The sequence below is a fragment of the Promicromonospora sp. NFX87 genome (assembly GCF_048564965.1).
Lineage (GTDB): Bacteria > Actinomycetota > Actinomycetes > Actinomycetales > Cellulomonadaceae > Promicromonospora.
The window spans coordinates 6156195-6180187 of record NZ_CP183413.1 but is presented as its reverse complement, the minus strand read 5'-3'; the positions used below and the strand labels follow the sequence as shown (position 1 = coordinate 6180187).

Below are 23993 nucleotides of genomic sequence, written 5' to 3'. Positions count from 1 at the left end.
GAGGTCGACGATGACCGTGCTACGAGGACGTGGCGCACCAGGGCAGGAAAGCGCCCCAGGGCGGGAAAACTCTGTGATCGCGTCAAGAACCCGCAGCCGTGCCGAGAGCTCCGGCGGCCTGAGCCGCCGTGACCTGCTCCGCGCGGCCCTGATCGGCGCCGGTGGAGTCGCGCTGGGCGGTGCGCTCGCGGGCTGCGCCGCACCAGGCGCCGTCGGCGCGGGCCGGACGCCGGTCATGATCTGGGACCTGTTCTCGGGTGGTGACGGCGCGCTCATGCAGGAGATGGTGGGCGCGGTCGCGTCGGCGAACCCGGACATCGCCGTCGAGTCGACGACGCTGGCCTGGGGGCCGCCGTACTACACCAAGCTGGCGATGGCGTCGTCCGGTGGGCGGCCGCCGGAGGCCGCCGTCATGCACATGTCCCGGCTGGCCGGGTACGCACCGGGCGGGCTCCTGGAGCCGTTCGACCTGGACGCGCTCGCCCAGCTCGGGGTGCGCGAGGAGCACTTCGCCCCCGCCGTCTGGCAGAAGGCCCAGTTCGACGGCCAGCTCTACGCGCTGCCGCTGGACACGCACCCGTACATCACGTTCCACAACCCGACGATCGTCAAGGACGCGGGCCTCGCGCGAGCGGACGGCAAGCTCGACCTGGACGCCGTCACCGGCGCGGACGCCTTCCTCGCGGCCGGCCGTGCGATGGCCGAGGTCACGGGCGAGACCGGCGTCGGCTGGGGCTACCAGCGTGACCCTGCCGGATGCTGGCGCATGTTCTGGGGCCTCTACTCGCAGAACGGCGGCGAGTACGAGCTCACGCCGGGCCGCCCCGCGTCGCTCGACGAGGAGGCCGCCGCGGAAGTCTTCGAGTTCCTGCAGGAGATGGTCGACGGCACGGTCGCCGCGAAGAACCAGGACGGCAACGCCGCGGCCGCCCGCTTCATGTCGCAGCGCACGGGCATGATGTTCGCCGGCGAGTGGGACCTGCCGATGTTCCGCGACGCGCTGCCCGACGTCGGAGCCACGCAGTTCCCGGCGATCTTCGACACACCGGCCAACTACGCCGACTCCCACGCGTTCGTGCTGCCCCGTCAGGGACAGCCCGACCCTGCCGGACGCGAGGCGACCTACCGCGTCCTCGCCGGCCTCCTCAAGGAGGGTCTGACCTGGGCCTCGGCGGGACACATCCCCGCCTACCAGCCCATCGTCGAGGAGCCCGCGTACCAGGAGCTCACACCGCAGCGCGACTACGCACCCGCCGCGGAGATCGCCGTCTTCGATCCCGACGCCTGGTTCACCGGCGGCGGCAGCGACTTCCAGAACCGCATGGCCGACGCGATGACGGACACCCTCGCGGGCAAGGCTCCCGGCCGCACGGCCGTGACCCGGATGCTGAGCGAGATGGACCGGTTCCTCGCCCTGCCCAACCCCGCCTGAACGAGAGGACGACGATGACTGTCTCGAATACCGGCGTCACCGCGCCCGCGGGGCCGGCCGTACCTGACCGAGCGACCCCGGCCGGACGCTCCGGCACGAGCGCCGGGGCACCCCGCAAGTCCATGCGCGAGCGGGACAGGTCCGGGTACCTGTTCGTCGCGCCGTTCGCCGTCGCCACCGGCCTCTTTCTCGTGGTGCCGACGCTCTACGGCCTGTGGATGAGCTTCACGAACCAGAGCCTCACCGGGGCCGGCAGCGAGTTCATCGGCTTCGCCAACTATCTGGAGGCGTTCAGCGACCCCCAGGTCTGGCAGACGCTGTGGCACACCGTGTGGTTCACGATCCTCAGCACCGTGCCCCTGGTGCTCGTGGCCCTCGTCATGGCGCTGCTCGTGCACACCGGCCTGCCCGGCCAGTGGGTGTGGCGCATGTCGTTCTTCGCGCCGTACCTGCTGACCAGCGCCGTGGTCTGGCACCTGAGCAACTGGATGTTCCAGCCCGACATCGGCCTGCTCGACACCTGGATCACCGGCCTGGGCCTGGGCCCCGTCGGCTGGCTCACCGACGAGAACGTCGCGATGTTCTCCATCGCCGGGGTCACCGTGTGGTGGACCGTCGGCTTCAACTTCCTGCTCTACCTGGCAGCGCTGCAGGGCATCCCGGCCCAGCAGTACGAGGCCGCGACCATCGACGGCGCAGGCGGCTGGCGGCGGCTCTTCTCCATCACGCTGCCCCAGCTCCGCACGATCACGGGCGTCATCGTCGTGCTGCAGCTCCTCGCCTCGCTCAAGGTGTTCGACCAGATCTACATGCTCACCGCGGGCGGGCCCAACGGCAGCACGCGGCCGATCCTGGAGTACATCTACGACACCGGCTTCACCAACTACCGGCTCGGCTACGCCTCCGCGATCTCCTACGTGTTCTTCGCCCTGATCCTTGTATTCACGCTGGTGCGGCTGCTGCCGGCCCGGAAGGAGGCCTGAGATGGCCGTCGCCGACATCACCGCCGTCCGCCGGACGAAGGCACTGCAGGAGCGGGCCGAGAACCAGGCGCTCACCAGGCTGACCATCGGCCCGTCGCCCTGGGCTCGCGCCGGGGCGCTCGCAGCGCTCGTCGTGCTCGCCGGGGCCTGGCTCGTGCCCATCGTCTGGGGCGCGGTCACCAGCTTCAAGCACGAGGCCGAGGCAGCGCTCCCCGCGTCGCTGCTGCCCACCATGGGCTGGACGTTCGACGCCTACCAGAAGGTGCTCGGCAACAGCGACCTGCTGCTGTGGATGTGGAACAGCCTGGTGGTCGCCGTTCTGGTCACGGCGCTGACCGTGCTCATCTCCGCGATGGCGGCCTTCGCGTTCTCGCAGACCCTCTTCAAGGGCCGGGCGCTCATGCAGTGGCTCACCCTCGCGGCGATCATGATGCCCGGCCAGATCCTCATCGTGCCGCTGTTCCGGGAGATGCAGGTCCTGGGGCTCGTGGACACGGTCGCCGGCATCGTGCTCCCGCAGGTGGTCGCCCCCGTGATGGTGTTCATCCTCAAGCGGTTCTTCGACGCGATCCCGCAGGAGCTGCTCGACGCCGCCCGGATCGACGGCGCTGGGTCGTGGCGGCTGTTCTGGACCATCGTGCTGCCGCTCTCGCGGTCGATCCTCGTGGCGGTGGCGATCTTCGTGTTCATCGGGGCGTGGAACAACTTCCTGTGGCCGTTCATCATCACCACCGACCCGCAGTTCATGACCCTGCCCGTGGGCCTGTCCACGGTGAAGGACGCGTACGGCGTGCAGTACGCGCAGAACATGGCCTCCGCGATGATCGCGGCGTTGCCGCTGCTCATCGTGTTCATGCTCTTCCAGCGCCGCATCGTGCAGGGTGTCGCGACCACGGGCATGGGTGGGCAGTAACAGGGGACAATCGGGTGTGGCCACTCCGACCCCGCACCCCTCACAGCGCCCGCACCTCGCCGCGGTGGTGGAGGACCACTTCTACGCCGCGGCGGGGTGGGTGCTTCGTCGCGCCGGCTGGCACCCCCGCCTCGAGACCTACAGCGGCTACGGCACACCGGACCAGGTACGGGTGCTCGCGCGCGTGCTGCTCTCCCGGCCGCGTCCTGCCGCCCCGGACCTCGAGGCGCTCCGCGCCGGGCGACGCGGGTTCCGCCACTTCCTCACGGTGCCGGTGCCGCACTGCCGCGTGCGGCTCCAGGTCGGTGACCACATCTCCGTCGTGACGAGCGACCGCGCGGGCTACATCGACGTCGAGCTGCCCACCGACGCCCCGCTGTCGGCCGGGTGGCACTCCGCGATCCTGACGGTGCTCGACGAGGCCGACCCGTGGGAGGCCGAGGCGTTGATCCGGGTGCTCGACGAACGGACCCAGTTCGGCGTCATCAGCGACATGGACGACACGACGATGGTGACCGCGGTGCCGCGGCCGCTGCTCGCGGCGTGGAACACGTTCGTGCGGCACTCCAGCGGACGGCGAGCCGTACCCGGCATGCCCGAGCTGTACCGGACCCTGCAGCAGGCGCACCCGGACGCCGGCTTCTTCTACCTGTCGACCGGCGCGTGGAACACCGCGAACACGCTGCGTGCCTTCCTCTCGCGGCACTCCTACCCGCGCGGGCCACTGCTCCTGACCGACTGGGGGCCGACCCTCACCGGATGGTTCCGCAGCGGACCGGCCCACAAGGAGGCGAGCCTCGAGCACCTGATGTCGTGGTTCCCGCACGTGCGGTGGCTGCTCATCGGCGACGACGGTCAGCACGACCCGCAGATCTACGCGAAGGCCGTGGACCGCCGTCCCGACCAGGTGCTCGCAGTCGCGATCCGGCAGCTCACGGGCGGACAGCACGTCCTCGCCGGGAGCATCCCGGACGGCGGCGCCGCGGCGGCCGACCTCGACGCGCGCCCGGTGCCGACCGTCCACGGGCGGGACGGCGGCGAGCTGACCCGTCAGCTCGCCGCGATCCCTGGGGTGCTCCGGCTCAGGCGGTGACGAGGTAGTCGTCCGCTTCGTCGTCCCAGGCCAGGGACACGGCGCCCGCGGCTTCCGCCGCCTTCGCGAACTGCAGGAACCCGCGGAAACCGAGTGCCTTCTCCGAGAAGTCGGGGCGCTTCTTGCGCACGGCGTTCTTCAGTCCGGACAGCGCGGCCGAGCCGCTCGACTCCCGAACCACGTCACGCAGCAGCACGAAGGCCGCGTCGGTGTCGCCCTGCTCGGGCAGCGAGACCTCGGGGTCGCCCGTCGACGGGCCCGCCGCGAGCTCGACGAACCCGCGGTCGGCGAGGAACCGCAGGAACTCGCCGAAGGTGCGGAACCCGTAGTCGGACTCGCTGAATGTCGGGTCCTTGCGCAGCAGCGTGCGCTTCAGTGCGGACGCCGTCACGGCGCCGCTCGTCGAGGACTGCAGGTCGGCGAGGGTCTGCGCCACACGCACCTCCATGGGCGCGTCGCTCGAGGCCGGGACCTCCTCCTCGTGCTCGCTCACGTCGATCTCCGCCTCGGCCTCGGGCGCGACCTCGACGGGTGCGGGCGCAGGATCGGCCTTCTTGCGGCGACGGGTGGCGGGCTTCGCCTCGGGCTCGGCGACGACGTCGGGTGCGGAGACGTCGGGTGCGGAAGCCTCGGCGACCGCCTCGGCAACGGCTTCGGCGGCCTTGGCGCGGCGCGAGGTCGTGGGGGCCTTCTGGGCGGTCGCGGTGGCAGCGGCTGCGCGGTCCGGCGCGGCCGGCCGGCGCGAGCGGGAGCCGCGCTTCGGCGCCGGGGCACCCTGGTCCTCGTCGGGCACCTCGACGCCCTCGAGGCGGTCGTAGAAGAGGAACTCGTCGCAGGCGGCGGGCAGCAGCCGCGACGTCGACTTCTCGACGCCGACGCCGATGACGCGCTTGTTCAGCTCACGCAGCTTGTGGACGAGCGGCGAGAAGTCGCTGTCACCCGTGCACATCACGAAGGTCGAGATGTAGTCGCGCTCGAAGGCCATCTCGATGGCGTCGACGACCATCTTGATGTCGGCCGCGTTCTTGCGGGAGGCGCCCATCCGCTGCGTCATCTCGATCAGCTCGACCTGGTGCCGGGTCAGCATGCGGCGGTCCTCGTCGAAGTAGGACCAGTCCGCGTAGGCCCGGCGCGCGACGACGCGGCCGCGCACGGCGAGGGCGTCGGCGATCGGGCCGAAGTCGAACTGCATCCCGCCCAGGTGCTCCCTGGCGCCCAGCGCCAGGTTCTCGTAGTCGATGAAGACTGCAAGGCGTTCTTCGAGATCCATGCTCGCCACTCTAGGGGGTTTCCAGGTCACCGAGCGAAAGGGTGAAATATGCCGTGTCGAGCGGCGCTGTCCCGGCCCTGGAGCCGCTTGTTCCTTACTATCGACCACATGGCCGAGGTAACCGCCGACTTCGAGGATCCGATCTCCAGCCGGAGTCGCATCATCGCCGCTGCGGTGCGCCTCACCTGTGCCGACGGCTGGTCGAAGGTGACGATGGGCCGTCTCGCGGGCGAGGCGGGCGTGAGCAGGCAGACCGTGTACAACGCGGTCGGCAGTCGCGAGAACCTGGCCGAGGCGATGGTGCTCACGGAGTCGGCGAAGTTCGTCTTCACGATCGTCGAGGGCTTCGAGAACCACCCGGACGACCTGCTGTCAGCGATCCACGCGGCCGTGGAGAACACGCTGGTGCTGGCCGAGGGGAACGCGTTGCTGCGCGCGGTGGTCTCGGCGACGCACGGCGCGGACACCGAGCTGCTGCCGTTGCTCACCACCCACTCGGAGCCGTTGCTCGGCACGCTGATGGTCGTGGTGCAGGACCGGGTCGACCGGTACGAGATCGACCTGGAGCCGGAGCAGATCACGGCGATCATCGACATGGTGGTGCGGTCCGCGCTGAGCCACGTCATGCAGCCGACGGCGACACCGCGCAAGACCGCCGACTCGATCACGTGGTTCGTCGCCCGGATCCTCGGGCGTGCCGGAGAGCTCACCGGCTCCCGCGCTTGACGTCGCGCGTCGGCGGAGGAGGATCGAGGCATGCGAATCGGCACCCACTTCATGCGTTTCGACTCGATGGAGCCTGCCCGGATGCGTACCGAGCTGGCGGACGCCGCCCGGTACGCGGACGACGGTGGCGTCACGTGGGTCTCCGTGATGGACCACTACTTCCAGATGGAGCACCAGGGTTTTCCGGCGTCGGACCCGATGCTGGAGGCGTACACGACACTCGGCTATCTCGCGGGGGTCACCGAGAAGGTGCAGCTCGGCGCACTGGTGACCGGCGTGACGTACCGCTACCCCGGCCTGCTGGCCAAGATCGTCGCGTCGCTCGACGTGGTCTCGGGCGGCCGCGCCACGTTCGGCATCGGCGCTGCCTGGTACGACAAGGAGCACGCGGCCCTCGGGGTCCCGTTCCCGCCGCTCAAGGACCGCTTCGAGATGCTCGAGGAGACGGTCCGGATCGCGCGCCAGATGTACGACCCGGACAACGACGGCCCGTTCGAGGGCAAGCACTACCAGCTCGCCGAGACGCTGTGCTCGCCGGCGCCGCTGTCGGGTCCGGAGATCATGATCGGCGGTTCCGGGGAGAAGCGGACGCTCCGGCTCGTCGCGCAGTACGCGGACGCGTGCAACCTGTTCGCCGAGACGCCCGAGCGGCTCCGCCACCTGCTGGACGTGCTGCACCGGCATTGCGACGACGTCGGCCGCGACCCTGCCGACATCCGCGTCACGATGCTGCACCGCGGTGCACCGATCGGTCCGGGTGACACCGCGGCGTTCGTCGAGGAGATGCGTGGCTTCGCCCAGCACGGGGTGGACACCGTGATCCTGCGGCCGCCGGCCACGTCCCTCGCCGAGTGGGTCCGCGACGCCGTGCTGCCGGTGGTGGAGCCGTGCGCCGAGCTGTGACGCTCAGGTAGCAGTACTCTGCTCGGTCGCGCCGGCCCGACCGAGCACCACCGGACAGGTGGCGAGGTGGTCGTCCACCAGGCCGCAGGCCTGCATCGCCGCGTAGGCGGTGGTGGGGCCGATGAACCGGAAGCCCTCCTTCTTCATCGCCTTGCTCATGGCCTTCGACCCGGGGGTCCACGCCGGGAGGTCCGCGAAGGTCGCCGCCCGCGGGCGGTCGACCGGTTCGGGGGCGAAGGACCAGAACAGCTCGTCGAGCGTGCGGCCGGAGTCGTGCAGCGCGACGACGGCCCGGGCGTTCTCGATGGTGGCCTCGATCTTCATGCGGTTACGGATGATGCGGGCGTCGGCGAGCAGCCGCTCGACGTCGTCCGAGCCGAACGCCGCCACCCGCTCCGGGTCGAAGCCCTCGAAGAGCTCCCGGAACGCCGGCCGCTTGCGCAGCACGGTGATCCAGGAGAGTCCCGACTGGAAGCCCTCCAGGGCGATGCGCTCGAGCAGGGCCGACTCGCCGTGCACGGGCACGCCCCACTCCTCGTCGTGGTAGGCCTCGTAGAGCGCGATGCCGTCGCCGAAGCACCGCAGGGCCGCGCTCGGTGCCGGTGCCGTCGTCGTGCCGTCTGTCATGGGATCATTTGTCACGGCACCACTCTGACGTACGCCACCGACGCTCTCCACACTCTGGCTGCCCGCCTGTGGACAACGTCCGAAAATCGCTGCCTGTGGTCACGCCAGAACCGTTGCGGTGACGGGCGAAGGGGCTCAGGACCCGTCGTCGGGCAGAGCGCCGCAACGCCGTAGGAACGCCTCGATACCGTCGAGCACCACAGCGATGCCGAAGGCGATGTCGTCCTCGGAGTGCGCGGTCATGGAGTTCTCCGGCCAGGTCGCGAACGACTCGAAGAGGTTCGGGTACACCGTGGGGTCGGCGTACGTGGAGAGCACGGTCTCGAAGTCGGCGTACGGGTTGGCCGCGTCGATCGCCGCGGGATCCAGCTCGGACTCGGGGGTCCCGTGGGGCAGCCCGGACTCCCGGACCACCTGCTGGACCGCCGCGCGCCGGGACTCGATATGAACGCGGGACTCGCCGAGGACGTGCTGCGCGAGCAGCCCGATGACCGCCAGCTTCGCGTCGGCCGGAAGCCCGACCGGGCGCAGGACCCCGAAGGCCTGGTCGATCCAGCGCACCCGGTTCGGCCCCGGCGGTGCGGCGGACAGCGGCAGCTCGAGCATCCACGGGCGGGCGATGCCCAGCTCGATCTGGGCACGCGTCCAGCGCTCGAGCCCCGCGCGCCAGCCGATGCCGGCGGGGATGTCGGGCAGCTCGGCGGCCACGGCGTCGGACATCAGGACCAGCAGCTCCTCCTTGCCGGAGACGTGCCGGTACAGGGCCATGGGCGTATAGCCGACGGCGTCCGCGATCCGGGCCATCGAGACGGCGGCCAGGCCTTCCGCATCGGCAAGGTCCAGCGCGGCCTGCACGATCTGCGCGGCGGACAGCGCGGGCCTGGGACCGCGCCGGCGGGGTGCCGCGGCGCCCCACAGCCGCTGCACGACAGCGGGCAGCTCGTGCGTCGCGCCTGTGCCGCCCGGCTGTCCGGGCGGTGCCGGCTGCTCGGCGGGTTCGGGCGTGGTGTCGGTGCTCATCGGATCCCATCCTGCCCTGATCAGCCGCACGAGCCGGTCCGAAACTCTCTTGACCACATACTGTTTACGCCCCACACTAAAACGCGTAGACCATACACAGTAACTGGCTGCCGCCAGGGGGAGAGAGAAGATGACAGCGATCGTGACGGCCGAAGGCCTGCACAAGTCCTTCGCCAGACGGGGCTCGTCGAGTCCGCCCGTGCTGGACGGGCTCGACCTGGAGCTCGAGGAGGGGCAGGTGCTCGCGCTGCTCGGCCCCAACGGTGCCGGCAAGACCACCACGGTCCGCATCCTGGCGACGCTGCTGCGACCCGATGCGGGCCGCGCGACGGTCGCCGGGTTCGACGTCGTCCGGGACGCGCGCCGGGTCCGCGAGGTCATCAGCCTCACGGGACAGCAGGTGGCCGTCGACGACAAGCAGTCGGGCGCCGAGAACCTCACGATGATGGGGCGCCTCGCGCATCTTCCGCGCCGGGTCGTACGGGACCGTGTGGCGGAGCTGCTCACGGCGTTCGACCTGTCGGACGCGGCGCACCGGCAGGTCGGCACCTGGTCCGGCGGCATGCGTCGTCGGCTCGACCTGGCGGCGGGTCTGCTGACCCGGCCCCGTGTCATGTTCCTCGACGAACCCACCACGGGCCTCGACCCGAGGTCACGACAGGCGCTGTGGGACGTCGTCCGCGACGTGGTCGACGAGGGCACCAGCGTGTTCCTCACCACCCAGTACCTGGAGGAGGCGGACCGGCTCGCGCAGCGGGTGGCGCTCGTCGACGGCGGCCGGATCGTCGCCGACGGCACTCCCGCCCAGCTCAAGGCCCAGGTCGGCGAGGCGGGCGTCGAGCTGACGTTCGCCACCCTGTCCGACGTCGGCCGGGTGGCCCCCGCGCTCGGGCTCGGGACCGTCGACGGCATGCGGGTACGCGTGCCCACCGACGGATCGGTCGGGCACGTGCGGACCGTGCTCGCCGCCGTCGAGGCCACGGGAGTGGCACCGGAGCACTGGGAGGTGCGGGTGCCCAGCCTCGACGACGTCTTCCTCACCCTGACCGGGCACGTCGGCAAGGAGAGCTCGGCACGAGCGGCGGGGGTGGCGGCATGACGCACCTGGTGAGCGACGTCTCCACCATGGCGACGCGCAGCCTGCGCCTCGTCTCGCGGGACGTGGACGCCATGATCACGGCGGTCGTGCTGCCCGTGATCATCCTGCTGATGTTCGTGCTCGTCTTCGGCGGCGCCGTCGACATCGGCACCGACTACATCAACTACGTGACGCCGGGCGTGATCCTGCTGGCGGCCGGGTTCGGCGCGGCGAACACCGCGCTGGCCGTGGAGAGCGACATGTCGAGCGGCATGGTGGACCGGCTCAGGTCGATGCCCATGACCGCCTGGACGGTGCTGTCGGGTCACGTGGTCGCGAGCCTCGTGAAGAACCTGGTCACCACAGCCATCGTGTTCGGGGTGTCGATGGCGCTGGGCTTCCGCCCCGAGGCCTCCGTCCTGGAATGGCTCGCCGCGGTGGGCATGATCCTGCTCTTCGTCGGCTGGATCACCTGGCTCGCCGCCCTCGTGGGCGTGCTCGTCCGGTCGCCCGACGCCGCCGGCGGCTTCTCGTTCTTCGTGATGTTCCTGCCCTACGTGTCGAGCGCCTTCGTTCCGGTCGACACGCTGCCGTCCTGGCTGCGCGGCTTCGCGGAGCACCAGCCGGTGACGCCGGTGATCGAGACGGTGCGCAACCTGCTCTCGGGCGACGTCGCGGCGACCGCGGACCCGACGGGCGTGGCGGTGCTCGCCGTCGCCTGGTGCCTGGGGCTCGGCCTGCTCTTCGCGGTCGCCGCCGGCCTGGCGTTCCGTGCCCGGCGCTGACGCGGCGCACGACCGACCTTCAGATCTTCCGACCTGACGAAAGCAGGTAAGACATGGCAACCGACACGACCACCGCACCGGCCCCGGCCCGCTCACCCCGGAAGGTCCGCTGGTGGCGCCGCCCCTGGATCGCGCCGCTGGCGATCATCACGGCGATCTTCCTCGCGACGGCCCTGCCGCGCTACGTGGGCCTGGACCCGACACAGTCCCTTGTCCCGACGGATCGAGGCCCAGCGTTCTACCCGGCGCTCGTGACCCACATCTTCACGGGATCGATCATGCTGAGCGCCGGGGTGCTGCAGCTCTGGCCGTGGCTGCGCGCGCACCACCCGCAGGTGCACCGCTGGAGCGGCCGGGTCTACGTCGCCTCCGCGATCCCGACCGCCGTCGCGGCACTCGTCGTCGCACAGTTCCCGAGCGCCGGCGTGGCGCAGCAGGTGGCGAACACGTTGATGGGCACCCTGCTCCTGACGTTCACCCTGCTCGGTTACCGCGCGGTACGACAGCGGCGCTTCGCCGATCACAGGGAGTGGATGGTCCGGAGCACGGCGCTGGCCTTCTCGATCGTGACCAACAGGTTCTGGTCCACCTTTCTCATCGCCGTCTACGTCCCGGGTGCGCTGACCGACCCGAACATCGGGTTCGGCTCGCCCGAGATCGAGGGAGCCGCGATCGCGTCGGCCTGGATATCGTTCATCGCGAACCTCCTGTTCGCCGAGTGGTGGCTGCACCGGAAGCCGAAGAAGCGCGCCCGGGCGCAAATGGTTGGGTGAGTGTCAGTGCCTGAGGACACACTGTCCCCATGGCGCAGACGACTGACAGTGTGACCGGCTCGGGTGAGCTCGAGCAGAAGCAGGTCCTGAAGAAGTACCTGCAGGAAACCCGCGAGGCCCTCCTGTGGAAGCTGGAGGGCCTCACGGAGAAGCAGGCGCGCTGGCCCCTGGTGCCCTCGGGGAACAACTTGCTGGGCCTCGTGAAGCACTGCGCCAACATCGAGATCGGCTACTTCGGGCCGACCTTCGGCAAGGAGTGGCCCACCCCGGAGGAGGTCGTCTCCGAGCAGAGGTGGGAGGAGGACCCGCAGGCCGACTGGTACGCGACCGCCGACGAGTCCGTCACGTCCGTCACCGACCTCTACCGCCGGGCCTGGGCGTTCGCCGACGAGACCATCGACACGCTCCCGCTGGACGCCCCGGGACGGGTGCCGTGGTGGACGAACAGCGAGGTCACGCTGTTCCGCATCATCATCCACGTGAGCGACGAGATCGCCCGGCACGCCGGCCACGCCGACATCCTGCGCGAGCTGACCGACAGGTCCGTCGGCCTCTACGCCGACAACACCAACATCCCGGACTGGGAGAAGAGCGATGTCGAGCTGTACGTCGAGAAGCTCAAGAACCTCGCGGAGCGCGCGGGGAATTAGCGTCCGCGCCGCAGATTCGCCAAACTTCGGGCCATGCCCCTCAACGCGGAGCCGCCCGCACCTGCCGGACCGCCACACGACCCCACCACCGTCGCGTCGGACCCGCCTCAGGGCACGACAGCCGAGGTACCGGACCAGGCGCAGCACCAACGCACGACGCCCGGCACGGGCCGGGGCCCGGCGGACGGCGGGTCGATGCGGCCACTGGTGGTCTTCCTGATCGCGGCGGCGGTCGCACTGGTGGGCAGCATCGTGTTCGCGTTCGTCCACGTCGGCAACGAGCGCGAGCAGGCGCAGCTGGCCGACGCGCGCGCCGACGTCGTCCAGGCGGTCGACGAAGGGCGCACGGCCCAGGAGGGCCTGGCCCAGCAGATCGCGACGGCCGAAAAGGTCCTCAAGGCCTCCGACGGCAAGGTGGTCGACGCCGCCGTCCGCGACGACCTCGTGGGCCACATCGCGGCAGCCAAGGAGCTCGGCGCGATGCGGCCGCCGGCCGTACCCGAGCCCGGCACCGCGGCTCTCGACACGACCGAGGACGTCGACGCGCTGGAGGCCGAGGCGACCGAGTGGGCGATCACCATGCGCACCACGGCGACCACCCTTGTCGCGGCCACCGAGGACGTGCAGGCGTCGAACCGGCAGTGGCAGCAGGACCGCAAGGACGCGCAGGCGAAGGCCACCGCGGCGGCGGAGCGCGAGAAGAAGGCCGCCGCTCAGCTCAAGACGGCGAAGACCACGCTCACCTCGGTCACCGCGCAGCTCAAGATCTCGGTGCGCGACTCCGAGTACACCCTGACCTGGTCCGCCGAGGCGGGCGCACCCGCCGACGTCCGCAAGGCCCTCATGACCCATCGCGCCGAGGGCAAGGCGGCGCTCGCGGCCGGGGCGAAGCCGAACAACCTGCGCTCCGTGCGGGCGCTGGGCGAGCGGCGCGAGGCGGCGCGAGTCGCGATCGAGGCGGCGGCGTGGGACGTGCGCGCGACGGTCGCCGACGGCTCCAACGGCCGGCTCGAGGTGGACGAGCTGTGCAAGGTCGGGATCGGGCCCGAGGGGCAGGACCAGTACCTGCGCTGCGACGCGGCCGAGGCCTGGAAGACGCTCGGCGCTCGGTTCAAGGCGGAGTTCGGCAAGCCGCTGCGCGTGGAGTACGGCTACCGGCCCTACGACTGGCAGCTCCAGGCGCTCGACGAGTTCGGCAGCGGGCAGGTCGCCGCGCCGGGAACCTCGAACCACGGCTTGGCGCTGGCGGTGGACGTGCCGGTGGACGACGGCTTCCGCTTCGGCCGGCCCGAGTACGCGTGGCTCGCCGCCAACGGGCCCGAGGTCGGCTGGCACCATCCGGAGTGGGCACGCGCGGGCGGTGGCCGTGAGGAGCCGTGGCACTTCGAGTACGCGGGCTGACGGCGGTGCGTCGGCACTGATCAGGGCGTTTGCGTAGGGGTTGGATAATGGAGGTGTGCAGTGCCCCCACTACGACGCCGGCCGCTGCCACTCCTGCACCCTCCTGGAGATCGACTACCCCACCCAGGTGCTCGACAAGGAGCGGCACGTCGCCGCGCTCCTCGCCCCCGTCCTGGACAGGTCCGTGGACACATCGGCAGACATGTCGACGGACTCGTCGATGGTTTTGTCCACAGACTTGTCCACAGGCCCGGAACTGACCTGGCTGCCCCCGGTCAGCAGCGCGGAGTCGGCCTTCCGTAACAAGGCCAAGATGGTGGTGAGCGGCACCGTGGCGGAGCCCGTCCTGGGCATCCTCGACCGAGCCGGCCACGGCGTCGACCTCACGGACTGCGGGCTCTACCCGGACGACCTGCAAGCCTCCTTCGCTCCGCTCGCGGCCTTCGTCACGCGCGCGAACCTGGAGCCGTACCAGGTGTCGGGCTTCGGCAAGCGCGCCCAGCAGCGGGGCGAGCTCAAGTACCTGCTGGTGACCCTGTCGCCCGACGGCGAGCTCATGGTCCGGTTCGTGCTGCGCTCCCAGGAGGCGATCGCGCGGATCCGCAAGCACCTCCCCTCGCTGCAGGCGGAGCTCCCGGCACTGGCCGTGGCCTCGGCGAACATCCAGCCGGCGCACGCCGCGGTGCTGGAGGGCGACCTCGAGATCCCGCTCACCGAGCGCACCACGCTCCCGATGCGCATCGACGACATCACGCTCGATCTGCGTCCGCAGAGCTTCTTCCAGACCAACACCGCGGTCGCGACCGAGCTCTACCGGCAGGCCAGTGCCTGGGTGGACGAGGTCGGTCCGGGCAGCCTCTGGGACCTGTACTGCGGTGTGGGCGGCTTCGCGCTGCACTGCGCCGCGCCTGGCCGCGCCGTCACGGGTATCGAGATCAGCGCGGAGGCGGTGGCCGCGGCGTCGGGCACCGTGGAGAAGCTGCGCGACGGCGCAGGGGCGGCGCGCTTCCGTGACGTCACGTTCGCCGCGGGGGACGCGACGGCGTTCGCGATCGGTCCGGATGCCCCCGAGCTGCCCGAGATGGTGATCGTCAACCCGCCGCGGCGCGGTATCGGCGCGGACCTGGCGCAGTGGCTGGAGACCTCGGGGATCGAGCACGTCCTGTACTCGAGCTGCAACGCGACGACGCTCGCCAAGGACCTCGCCGCGATGCCGTCGCTCCGGCCGGCGCGGGCACGTCTGCTCGACATGTTCCCGCAGACCTCGCACTACGAGGTGATGGTCCTCCTGGAACGGGCCTGATCGGTCGTCCCCCCTGCTCAGCCGGCCGAGGTGTCGTTCTTCTTGGCCTGGCCCGGTGGGACCTTGTCCTCCTTGGCTTGGCCCGGTGGGACCTCGTCCTTCTTGGCCTGGCCGGGCGGAGTCTCGTCCTTCTTCGCCTGCCCTGGCGGGACCTCGTCCTTCTTGGCCTGGCCCGGCGGGATCCCGCCCTTCTTCGCGAGCCCGGGTGGAGTCTTGTCGTTCCCGGTCCCGCTCGATGGGGTGGAGGTATCCGGCGTGCTCGGGCTGCCCGAGCTGTCGGGGTCGTCGGCCTGTCCGGGCGGAACGTCGTCCTGCTTCACGAGGCCCGGCGGTAGCTCGGACTTCTCCGTGAGGCCCGGGGGCAGGCCGCTGCCCTCCGCCAGGTCCGGCATGGCCGAACTGGTCGGCTCGGGAAGGTTCGCCGGGTCCGCCGCCCGGGAGGTCGGCGTCGCGCCCCGGACCGCTGCTCTCGCACCGTCCTCGGTCGAGACGGAGACGGTCCCGGTCTCGAGGAAAGCAGGCGAGCCTCCGAAGCCGCCGGTCACCCCCGTCGTGACGGCAGTGGTGAGGAAGAGTCCGCTGGCCACGGTCGCCGTCAGGCTCACCGGATCGGTCAGCGCGCTGCGGACGGTCAGGACCACACGGGTGCCCAGGGTGGCGAGCCCGCCGCCCAGCCCGGCACCGGTCACTCCCGCAGCCACCGCCGTGCCCGTCTCCGTCGCGGCCGCTGCGCCGAGCAGGAGAACGGGTGCGGCGGCGCGCAGCATCCAGTACGACTCCCGGACGTCGACGAAGGCTCTCGTACAGCCCGAGCACTGGACCATGTGGTCCTCGACCTTCTGCCGGCGGCCCGGCAGGAGGCGGTTGCGCACGAAGTCGTGCATCGAGGCCCTGGTGGACTCGCACTCGGCGTTGTCCGCCGTGCCGGTGTGCGTCTCGGCGAAGCTGCTCGCGAGCCGGTTCTCGGCACGACGGAGGCGGCGCTTGGCGGCATAGGGCAGCACGCCTATCTCGTCGGCTATCGCGGCGACCGGACGGGACGCCACGTGGTGGTCCCACAGGAGCTGCTGATCCCCGGCGGGCAGCCGCTCCATCGCCGTGGTCAGTACCTCGAAGTCCAGGGCGCGGCGGACCGGCGCGCTGAGGGCTTCCGCCCGCGAGGTCTGCTCGTCCGACGACGGGTCCTCGTGCGCCATCTCCTGCGCCGCGTCCACCGCCGCGGCGCTCCAGAAGGCGACGGGGTCGGAGATGCCGCCCTGTCTCATGAGCTCCACGCACAGCAGCTCGAGCCCGCGGCTCGCCGCCAGCTCCGGGTCGATGCCGGGTACACGTCGCGAGACCGTGAAGACGACAGCGCGACGGTGCGCTGCCCACTGGCTGAGGTCCGCGCTGGTGACCGTCACGCCGACTCCCTCCCGCACACGACAGCGCGCCGCGTGCCATCACGTTCCACGAAACCTCGGTCGTGCATGCTCGCAAAGAACGCGCGCGCATGGAAGGTGCGGACGGCGTCGGCCGTCGATCTTGGGCTGTCGCCCAGCAATGCTGTGCGTTCGCACAGCGCTGAGGCGATGCGGGCCAGGTGTGAGGCCCGCATCGTCATCAGTTCCCTGCTGCTGACTGAGCGTCGTCGACGGCCTGGCCGGCGTTTCCGGCGAGCGTGCCGAAGAACAGCGCCCAGATCTCGTCCAGCGTGGTCGTGGCGAGGTCGATGCCGGGCAGGTCGGAGAGACCCAGGCTGAGCAGCAGGGCGTCCAGTGCCGCGCCGGGGCCGGGGGTCTCCGGGTCCGGGGGGTCCGGCGGCTCGGGCGGGTCCGGCGGATCTGTGGGCTCGGGCGGGTTCGGCGGTTCGGTGGGTTCCGGCTCCGGCTCGGGCTGGGTCGGAGGCTTCACCGGGTCGGGCCGGTCCGCGCCGCCGCCCGGAGCCGGTTCGGCTGCCGGCGGGTTGTCGTCCGCGGGCTCAGGGTCGGCAACCTGCTGCTCGGGTGCCGGCGCCGGGGCGGCGTCTTCCTTGGGTGTCGTGGCCGGGCGCGGCTGAGGGTCGGCGGGCGGGATCGACGGCGGCCGCTCCTCCGTGGTTTCCTCAGGAGAGCTCGGCGCGCTGGCACCACCGCCACCGCCTGCACCACCACCGCCCGCACCGCCGCCAGCTCCGCCGCCACCTGCTCCGGCGGCATCCTCGATCGCCTGGATCGGCGGCTTGTCGGCCTGGCTCGCGATCATCGCCGCGGCGCCTCCGCCGATCGCCAGCGCGGCCAGGACGCCGGCGGCGACGGCGGTCTCCTTCTTGCCGAACGAGCGCGGGCGGGCGCCACCGGCACCGGCAGCGCCTGCCCCGGCGCCGACGACCGCGCCGCCGACCCAGCCGCCTGCGATGAGGTGCTGTCCGAGGTCACGGAGCATCCAGGACACCTCGCGGACGTCGACGAACGCCCGGGTGCACTCGGCGCACCCGTCCATGTGGACCTCCAGCCGCCGCTGGCGGCGCGGCAGGAGGCGTCCCTTGAGGTAGTCGTGCATGGCGGCGCGGGTGGTGCGGCACTCGGGTTCGTTGACGCCCTGGGCGTGGGCTGCGGCGAAGGCGCCGGCGAGGCGTTCCTCGGCGCGGCGCAGCCGCATCGTGACCGCGTGGGGCCGTACGCCGAGGTTGGTCGCGATGTCGGCGACGGCTCGGTCGTGGACGTGGCGTTCTAGCAGGATCTGTCGGTCGTCGTCGGCGAGGTCGGACAGTGCGGTGCGCAGCATGGAGACGTCGGCGTGGCGTTCGGCGTCGAGCTCTGCTCCGGCGACGGGCGGCGTCAGGCCGTCGAGGGTGTCGTCCTCGACGGGGTGGGCGCGACCGGCCTCACGGGTCATGGAGATCGCTTCGTTGACCGCCGCTCGTCGCCAGTACGGTGCGGGGTCGTCGATCGTGCCGCCGGTGGACACGATCCGGACCATCTTCTCCAGGGCCCGGCTGGCGGCTTCCTCGGCGTCGATCCCGGGCACGCGTGCGGCGACCGAGCGTACGACGTTGGGGCGATGCACCACCCAGTCGTCAATCCGCAGGTCACCAGTCGTGGTCACGCGGTCTTGCCCCCCTCTGCGCATACTGTCCGGATTTGTTGCGCTGGCCAATGATCGCACCACAACTCTGTTTCCGCGCAAGTGTTCGGGCTCTTCGGCTGCAGGCTCTGCCGTGTTCATCCGTGCTCACCTCCGGTTGGTCGCGAACGTGGTCGATACGACGTCGAGGCCCTGCGGCCCCGACGTCGCGTGGATGACCGCCAGAGCGACCTCGCAGGTCGCGGCGATCAGGTCGCTCGCCCCCCACGCGTCCGCGAGACGGTAGAGGTTGACGGCATCGCCCTCCGCGTACGCGCGCAGGTATTGGGCGCCCAGACGAACAAGTTCGGGGTGCTCGGTGTGTTCCATGCAGCCCAGACGCTCGAGATGCGGGGATGTCACAGCACTTCCGGGATTTTTCTTCGATTTCTCCCGAGACATCCGATTCGGCCCTGTCTGGGGCCGAATCGGACGCGCGAAACGGCGGTTCTGCGGGCAACCCGCGCACTACGCATCGCCGTCCGGCAGTGCTTGTGATCCAGACCACATGCGATCGCGTCCAGAAGTGCTGTGACTTCGGGGGCGTGTACGCGTCCTAGCTGTGACGCGGACGAAGTTCGGACCTCGCTGGGGGCGGGCCGAGCTACGGCGCGTCGGACGGGAGCCATGGTTCGGGGTGCGTGCGCCCCGCGCACCCCGAACCATGTGCTCTCGTCCAACGGCGCGAGCGCCGGCTCGGACCTCGCTGGCGGCGGACCGAACCGGCGCTCGCGCCTCTGCGTGACCAGGGGCGGCGTCCTGCCCTAAGTTCCTTTACCCGGCTCGACGGGTGCACGTATCGTTGCCGCATGCGCACCGCACGCTCGCTGCTTACCTAGCCGCACCGGACCAGCCCTCGATCGGGCACACCCGGTGCGGCCGCCCCTCCTCGCGAGGGGCTTTTTCGTGCCCGGACCCGATCGACGCACCGGAGAGCGACAGCGATGACCGCGACATACCCCACCCCCCGACCGGCCGACGAGGGCTCGGCGCAGGACCGCCTGTACGAGGCGTCCGACGACGGCGCCCGCCCTCGCCGGTACCTGCTGACGATGTTCCCGTACCCCTCGGGCGACCTGCACATGGGCCACGCCGAGGTGTTCGCGATCACCGACGTCGTGGCGCGGTACTGGCGGGCCAAGGGCTTCGACGTGCTCAACCCCGTCGGCTGGGACTCGTTCGGCCTGCCCGCCGAGAACGCGGCGATCCGCCGTGGCGAGCATCCGGCCGCGTACACGGAGGCGAACATCGCCACCCAGGCGGCATCGATCCGGCGCTACGGCGTCTCGTTCGACTGGTCGCGGCGCCTGCACACGCACGAGCCTGAGTACTACCGCTGGACCCAGTGGCTGTTCGCCCGGCTGCACGAGCGGGGTCTGGCCTACCGGGCGGCGGCGGAGGTGAACTGGTGCCCGAAGGACCGCACGGTGCTGGCCAACGAGCAGGTGGTCGACGGCACATGCGAGCGTTGCGGCACCGTCGTCGTCGCCCGCACGCTGACGCAGTGGTTCTTCCGGATCACGGCGTACGCGGACCGCCTGCTGGACGACATGGAGCTGCTGGAGCCGGGCTGGCCGCCGCACGTGCTGACCATGCAGCGCAACTGGATCGGCAGGCAGGACGGCCCGGACGGCACGACCTACCGCCTGCACGACTGGCTGGTGTCCCGGCAGCGCTACTGGGGCGCGCCCATCCCCGTGGTGCACTGCCCGGAGTGCGGTGAGGTGGTCGTGCCGGACGACCAGCTGCCGGTCGAGCTGCCCCACCTGGAGGGCGACGAGCTGGTCCCGGGCGACGTCTCGCCCCTGGCGGGAGCGCGCGACTGGGTACGGACGACGTGCCCGAGGTGCGGCGGCCCGGCCGAACGGGACACCGACACGATGGACACGTTCGTGGACTCGTCCTGGTACTTCCTGCGTTACCTGTCGCCCGGGTACGACGGCGGCCCGTTCCGCCCGGAGGACGCCGCGCGCTGGATGCCCGCCGCGCTGTACGTGGGCGGGGTGGAGCACGCGACGATGCACCTGCTGTACGCGCGGTTCGTCACCAAGGTGCTGTACGACATGGGTCTGGTGCCCTCGCCCGAGCCGTACGCGCGCCTGCTGAACCAGGGCCAGGTGGTCAACCACGGCAAGGCGATGAGCAAGTCGCTGGGCAACGGCGTGGACCTGGCGGCGGAGCTGGACCGGCACGGGGTGGACGCCGTCCGGCTGGCGATGCTGTTCTCGGGCCCGCCGGAGGACGACGTCGACTGGGCGGACGTCTCGCCGGAGGCGATGCGGAAGTTCCTGGCCCGGGTGCTGCGCCTGGACGATCGCCGGTCGAGCTCGTCGAGACCTGGGCCTCGACAGGCTCGACCAGCGGACGGCGGCGCCCTGCGCCGAGCGGTGCATCGCACCGTGCACGACGTCGACGGGCTGGTCGAGGCGGGGCGGTTCAACGTGGCGATCGCCCGGCTGATGGAGCTGGTGGGCGAGGTGCGGCGGGCGGCGTCGGACGGCGGGGCGGGTGGGCACCCGGAGACCTACCGCGAGGCGGTCGAGGCGGTGGCCGTGCTGCTGAACCTGTTCGCCCCGCACACCGCCCAGGAGCTGTGGGAACGGCTGGGGCGCACGACGCCGGTCGCGGCGCAGCCGTGGCCGGCGGTGGATCCGGCTCTGCTGGTGACGACAGAGGTGGAGGCGGTGGTCCAGGTGGACGGCAAGGTGCGCGACCGGCTGACGGTGCCCGCCGACGTCGCGGCGGCGGACCTGGAGCGGGCCGCCCTGGACCGGCCGGCCGTCGCCCGGGCAGTGGGCGACCGGGCGGTGCGGCGCGTGGTGGTGCGGCCGCCCCGCCTGGTCAACGTGGTGCTGGCCTAGGCGGTGCCGCCCTCGTCGAGCTTCGCGCGCAGGGAGCGGAGCTCGGCGAGGATCTCGCGGTTTTGCGCGGCCAGGTTGTCGAGGCGCTCGTCCTTCTGCTCGTCGTCCCTGCGTTCCTCTTCGGAGATCTCCTCCATGCCGTTGACGATGACTGCGATGAACAGGTTCAGCACCGCGAAGCTCACGACCAGGATGTAGAGCACGAAGAAGATCCACGCCCAAGGATGTGCCACCATCACTGCGCGGGCGATGTCAGGCCAGGCCTCGCCCGTCATCGCCTGGAACAGCGTGAACAGGGACGTCCAGAGGCTCCCGAAGTACTCCGGTGTGGCCTGGCCGAATAGGCCGGTCGCGATGACCGCCGACACGTACATGACCAGGACCAGCAGTGCGCCCACAGCGCCCATCCCCGGCACGGCCCGTAGCAGGCCGTCGACGACACGGCGCAGCGACGGCACTACCGTGATCACGCGGAGCACGCGGAGCACGCGCAGAGCACGCAGTGCGGACAGTGACGCGCCGTCCGGGACCATCGCGATGCCGACCACGACGAGGTCGAAAAGGTTCCACGGGTCCCGGAAGAACTGGCGGCCATGGGCGACGATCCGCAGGAGCAGCTCGAGCACGAAAAAGCCCAGCATGACGTAGTCGATGACGGTCAGGACATCGAGGGCTGCACCCGTCACCATGGTCTCTGCGCCCAGGATCAGGGCGTTCGCCAGGATCACCACGAGGACGAGGTTGACGAACCACCTCTGGTCGAGGAACGCACGGAGCCGCCCCCGCCAGGTGCGCGGTTCGATCCGTGGCTCGGCCGGTGTGCCGATCGCCTGGTTCATGCGGTCTCCCTTGCTGTCACGTGCCCGGAGTCCTTGCTCCGGTCCTGCCTCAGGCCCTTGCCCGGCCGAACTGTAGCGCGGGCGTCCGCCCAGGTTTTGCTGCGTGCAATGTCCCGATTTGGGACTGATTCGGCGGGTCCGGTGGCAAGTCGGCCCGAACAGTGCTGAGGTAGTCGCAAGCAAGCCACACCACTCTGGAGGAAACACATCATGGGTTTCTTTGCGTTTCTCATCCTTGGGCTGATCGCCGGCGTGATCGCCCGTATCGTCATCCCGGGCAAGCAGCCGGGTGGCTTCTGGCTCACGCTGCTCCTCGGTGTGCTCGGCGCCATGCTCGGCGGCTGGCTCGGCGGGCTCATCTTCAACGTCAGCCTGGACGAGTTCTGGTCGTGGGAGAGCTGGCTCTTCTCGGTGATCGGCGCGATCATCGTGATCCTGATCGTCCAGGCGATCTTCGGCCGCCGCAAGACCGCCTGATCGCAGCACACCGCGGCCGCGCCGCCATCCTCGTCCTTCTGACGTCGGTGGTCGGCGCGGCCGCGGTCGCGTGTACGGGCGGCGGCGCGCCGCCGTCCGCGAAGGGCCCGGTGCCCGACGACGTCGCCTCCCACCTCAGCGTCGAGGTGGCGCAGGGCCGTGAGCAGTACGCCAAACGGGAGATCCGGCTCGAGGTCACCAACGACTCCGGCGAGACGTTGACGCTCCTCTCCGGGGCCCTGCGGACCGAGCAGTTCGGGCCGTCACACCTCACCAAGGAGGGGCGCACCCTCGTGCTGCGGCCGGGCGCCACGCGCGCCGTCTTCGTGGGGCTGGGCCAGGCGAGGTGCGCGGACCTGGCGGTGGTTGAGGAGGCCGCTGCGCCGTCCGCCACGATCACGCTCGCCCTCGGCGAGGGCGACGACCTGGGCCCGGCGACCGACGTCGCCGTCGACGAGGTGGACGATCCCGTCGGGCACCTCGCCCGGAACCACGCGGTGGACTGCTCGGCAGCGGCGGTAGCGGCCGGAGCCGACCTCACCGTCGACGCCGACGTCCCCGTCGAGACCCGCGACGGTGAGCTGACCGCTCTGGTCACCCTGCGGATCGAGCGGGTCGACGGCGGCCCGGAGGTCACGCTCGACCGGATCGCCGGGACGACCCTGATGACGAATGCGGACCCAGGCGGCGACGCTTCGGGCTGGGTCGGCCCGGACCTGGCGGGACAGGGGGCCGGCGAGGTGGTCCTGGCCGTGGTGCCCGCCCGCTGCGACGTCCATGCGGTGGCCGAGGACAAGCGGGGCACGTTCCTGCCGGTCTCCGCGCGCGTCGGCGGCGTCCGGCAGGAGCCGGTCTACGTGCCGATGCCCGACACCGCGCGCTCCGACTTCTACGCCTTCGTCGCGGACTACTGCGACTGGCCGGAGTGAACGGTCCGGACACGCGAGAGGCGCCGCCTCCGGCGTCGGGCGGAAACCCGGCGCGGAGGCGACGCCTCGCGATGTACTGCGGTACCGCGGCCTCGGCTCAGGCTCTCCGGCTCAGACGACGCGGATGAACGTCGGGCTGTTCTGCCACATCTCGGTGTAGCGCACCGGCATGCCGGCGGCCCAGGCCTCGATGATCATGCCGTCGCCCGCGTACAGGGCCACGTGGCCCGGCGTCCAGACGATGTCGCCGGGCTCCGGGTAGGTGACCTGGTAGCCGGAGCTCAGCATCGCGCCGGACGAGTGCGGCAGGTTCACGCCGAGCTGCGCGTACACGTACTGGATGAGGCCGGAGCAGTCCATGCCCTCGGCCGGCGAGTTACCGCCCAGCACGTACGTGATGCCGAGGTAGTTGAAAGCGACGTTGATGGCCTGCTCGCCGACCGGGACCGGGTCCGGCGCGTCGACCGAGACCACGGCGGGGCCGTCGCCCTTCTTGCCGTCGGCGCCCGAGGAGGTGCCCAGGGCTTCCATCTCGATCGGCATCTTCGCGTCGGACGGGACCGTGACGGTGGGGGCCGCGGCGACTGCCTGCTTGGCCACCGCGGTGAGGGAGTGCAGGTCGACCGTGTTCAGCTTGGCGGACTTCACGTCGGTCTTCAGATCCATGGCGGGGGCCGCGTGGGCCGTCGTCGCGATGGTCGAGATCAGGACGCCACCGGCTGCTGCGGCGATGGCTCCTCGGCGGGCTACGGTGCCTGCGTTCTCTGTGGCGGTACGAGCAAGGATGCTCAGCGGTGTCATGGCCGGGCGGCTGTCACGATGCCGTCCGCGAAGGGAGTTCGTCAC

Annotated in this window: 23 protein-coding genes; 15 read left to right on the top strand and 8 right to left on the bottom strand. The window is 70.9% G+C overall.

What is annotated here, in order from left to right; genetic code table 11:
- Positions 1 to 73: 73 nt before the first annotated feature.
- The 4 genes from ACNYC2_RS27635 to ACNYC2_RS27620 are packed head-to-tail and all read left to right on the top strand — an operon-like array spanning position 74 to position 4421.
- The gene (locus ACNYC2_RS27635) at positions 74 to 1432 is read left to right on the top strand and encodes an extracellular solute-binding protein (RefSeq protein ID WP_419704813.1); all 1359 of its coding nucleotides are present in this window, start codon (positions 74 to 76) and stop codon (positions 1430 to 1432) included.
- Positions 1433 to 1446: 14 nt separating this feature from the next.
- Positions 1447 to 2415, top strand: a complete 969-nt coding sequence (locus tag ACNYC2_RS27630; RefSeq protein ID WP_419704812.1) for a carbohydrate ABC transporter permease — start codon at positions 1447 to 1449, stop codon at positions 2413 to 2415.
- 1 nt (position 2416) lies between these two features.
- Positions 2417 to 3328: a carbohydrate ABC transporter permease gene (locus ACNYC2_RS27625; protein WP_419704811.1), complete on the top strand. Its 912-nt coding sequence runs from the start codon at positions 2417 to 2419 to the stop codon at positions 3326 to 3328.
- A gap of 16 nt (positions 3329 to 3344) precedes the next feature.
- Positions 3345 to 4421, top strand: coding sequence for an App1 family protein (locus tag ACNYC2_RS27620; RefSeq protein ID WP_419704810.1), 1077 nt, complete (start codon positions 3345 to 3347; stop codon positions 4419 to 4421).
- On the opposite strand, the gene ACNYC2_RS27615 is transcribed toward ACNYC2_RS27620, so the two are convergent.
- On the bottom strand, positions 4411 to 5691 hold the full coding sequence (locus tag ACNYC2_RS27615) for an NYN domain-containing protein (protein ID WP_419704809.1): 1281 nt from the start codon (positions 5689 to 5691) through the stop codon (positions 4411 to 4413). The genes ACNYC2_RS27620 and ACNYC2_RS27615 overlap by 11 nt on opposite strands.
- A gap of 108 nt (positions 5692 to 5799) precedes the next feature.
- On the opposite strand from ACNYC2_RS27615, the gene ACNYC2_RS27610 reads away from it, so the two are divergent.
- A complete protein-coding gene (locus tag ACNYC2_RS27610; protein ID WP_419704808.1) occupies positions 5800 to 6417 on the top strand; it encodes a TetR family transcriptional regulator in 618 nt (205 codons plus the stop codon).
- A 30-nt stretch (positions 6418 to 6447) separates the two neighbouring features.
- A complete protein-coding gene (locus tag ACNYC2_RS27605) occupies positions 6448 to 7320 on the top strand; it encodes an LLM class F420-dependent oxidoreductase (protein ID WP_419704807.1) in 873 nt (290 codons plus the stop codon).
- A gap of 3 nt (positions 7321 to 7323) precedes the next feature.
- On the opposite strand, the gene ACNYC2_RS27600 is transcribed toward ACNYC2_RS27605, so the two are convergent.
- On the bottom strand, positions 7324 to 7947 hold the full coding sequence (locus ACNYC2_RS27600) for a DNA-3-methyladenine glycosylase I (protein ID WP_419704806.1): 624 nt from the start codon (positions 7945 to 7947) through the stop codon (positions 7324 to 7326).
- A gap of 135 nt (positions 7948 to 8082) precedes the next feature.
- The gene (locus tag ACNYC2_RS27595; RefSeq protein ID WP_419704805.1) at positions 8083 to 8967 is read right to left on the bottom strand and encodes a TetR/AcrR family transcriptional regulator; all 885 of its coding nucleotides are present in this window, start codon (positions 8965 to 8967) and stop codon (positions 8083 to 8085) included.
- A gap of 130 nt (positions 8968 to 9097) precedes the next feature.
- Between ACNYC2_RS27595 and ACNYC2_RS27590 the strand changes: the two genes are divergently transcribed.
- The 6 genes from ACNYC2_RS27590 to rlmC are packed head-to-tail and all read left to right on the top strand — an operon-like array spanning position 9098 to position 14957.
- Positions 9098 to 10066, top strand: a complete 969-nt coding sequence (locus tag ACNYC2_RS27590; protein WP_419704804.1) for an ATP-binding cassette domain-containing protein — start codon at positions 9098 to 9100, stop codon at positions 10064 to 10066.
- Positions 10063 to 10830, top strand: a complete 768-nt coding sequence (locus ACNYC2_RS27585; protein ID WP_419704803.1) for an ABC transporter permease — start codon at positions 10063 to 10065, stop codon at positions 10828 to 10830. Before ACNYC2_RS27590 ends, ACNYC2_RS27585 begins: the two co-directional genes overlap by 4 nt.
- 53 nt (positions 10831 to 10883) lie before the next feature.
- Entirely contained in the window at positions 10884 to 11603 is a 720-nt protein-coding gene (locus ACNYC2_RS27580; protein WP_419704802.1) for a DUF2306 domain-containing protein, read from the top strand.
- Between the two features lie 29 nt (positions 11604 to 11632).
- Positions 11633 to 12253 (top strand): DinB family protein, encoded by a 621-nt coding sequence (locus tag ACNYC2_RS27575; RefSeq protein WP_419704801.1) that lies wholly within the window; start codon positions 11633 to 11635, stop codon positions 12251 to 12253.
- A gap of 33 nt (positions 12254 to 12286) precedes the next feature.
- Complete coding sequence (locus ACNYC2_RS27570) at positions 12287 to 13654, top strand: M15 family metallopeptidase (protein WP_419704800.1); 1368 nt, start codon at positions 12287 to 12289, stop codon at positions 13652 to 13654.
- A gap of 55 nt (positions 13655 to 13709) precedes the next feature.
- Positions 13710 to 14957 carry a 23S rRNA (uracil(747)-C(5))-methyltransferase RlmC gene (gene rlmC, locus ACNYC2_RS27565; protein ID WP_419704799.1) on the top strand — a complete coding sequence of 416 codons (1248 nt, stop codon included), beginning with the start codon at positions 13710 to 13712 and terminating at the stop codon, positions 14955 to 14957.
- Between the two features lie 17 nt (positions 14958 to 14974).
- On the opposite strand, the gene ACNYC2_RS27560 is transcribed toward rlmC, so the two are convergent.
- From ACNYC2_RS27560 to ACNYC2_RS27550, 3 genes are all read right to left on the bottom strand, one after another.
- On the bottom strand, positions 14975 to 16360 hold the full coding sequence (locus ACNYC2_RS27560; RefSeq protein WP_419704798.1) for a hypothetical protein: 1386 nt from the start codon (positions 16358 to 16360) through the stop codon (positions 14975 to 14977).
- A gap of 199 nt (positions 16361 to 16559) precedes the next feature.
- Positions 16560 to 18023: a zf-HC2 domain-containing protein gene (locus ACNYC2_RS27555; protein WP_419704797.1), complete on the bottom strand. Its 1464-nt coding sequence runs from the start codon at positions 18021 to 18023 to the stop codon at positions 16560 to 16562.
- Positions 18024 to 18149: 126 nt separating this feature from the next.
- Entirely contained in the window at positions 18150 to 18371 is a 222-nt protein-coding gene (locus ACNYC2_RS27550) for a hypothetical protein (RefSeq protein ID WP_116673088.1), read from the bottom strand.
- A 614-nt stretch (positions 18372 to 18985) separates the two neighbouring features.
- On the opposite strand from ACNYC2_RS27550, the gene ACNYC2_RS27545 reads away from it, so the two are divergent.
- A complete protein-coding gene (locus ACNYC2_RS27545) occupies positions 18986 to 20902 on the top strand; it encodes a class I tRNA ligase family protein (protein ID WP_419704796.1) in 1917 nt (638 codons plus the stop codon).
- On the opposite strand, the gene ACNYC2_RS27540 is transcribed toward ACNYC2_RS27545, so the two are convergent.
- Positions 20899 to 21741, bottom strand: coding sequence for an ion transporter (locus ACNYC2_RS27540; RefSeq protein WP_419704795.1), 843 nt, complete (start codon positions 21739 to 21741; stop codon positions 20899 to 20901). The two genes, ACNYC2_RS27545 and ACNYC2_RS27540, sit on opposite strands and share 4 nt — an antisense overlap.
- 210 nt (positions 21742 to 21951) lie before the next feature.
- On the opposite strand from ACNYC2_RS27540, the gene ACNYC2_RS27535 reads away from it, so the two are divergent.
- Both ACNYC2_RS27535 and ACNYC2_RS27530 read left to right on the top strand, forming a co-directional pair.
- Positions 21952 to 22218 (top strand): GlsB/YeaQ/YmgE family stress response membrane protein, encoded by a 267-nt coding sequence (locus ACNYC2_RS27535; RefSeq protein WP_116673091.1) that lies wholly within the window; start codon positions 21952 to 21954, stop codon positions 22216 to 22218.
- A gap of 47 nt (positions 22219 to 22265) precedes the next feature.
- Positions 22266 to 23147 (top strand): hypothetical protein, encoded by an 882-nt coding sequence (locus ACNYC2_RS27530; RefSeq protein ID WP_419704794.1) that lies wholly within the window; start codon positions 22266 to 22268, stop codon positions 23145 to 23147.
- A 111-nt stretch (positions 23148 to 23258) separates the two neighbouring features.
- On the opposite strand, the gene ACNYC2_RS27525 is transcribed toward ACNYC2_RS27530, so the two are convergent.
- Positions 23259 to 23993, bottom strand: coding sequence for a C40 family peptidase (locus tag ACNYC2_RS27525; protein WP_419704793.1), 735 nt, complete (start codon positions 23991 to 23993; stop codon positions 23259 to 23261).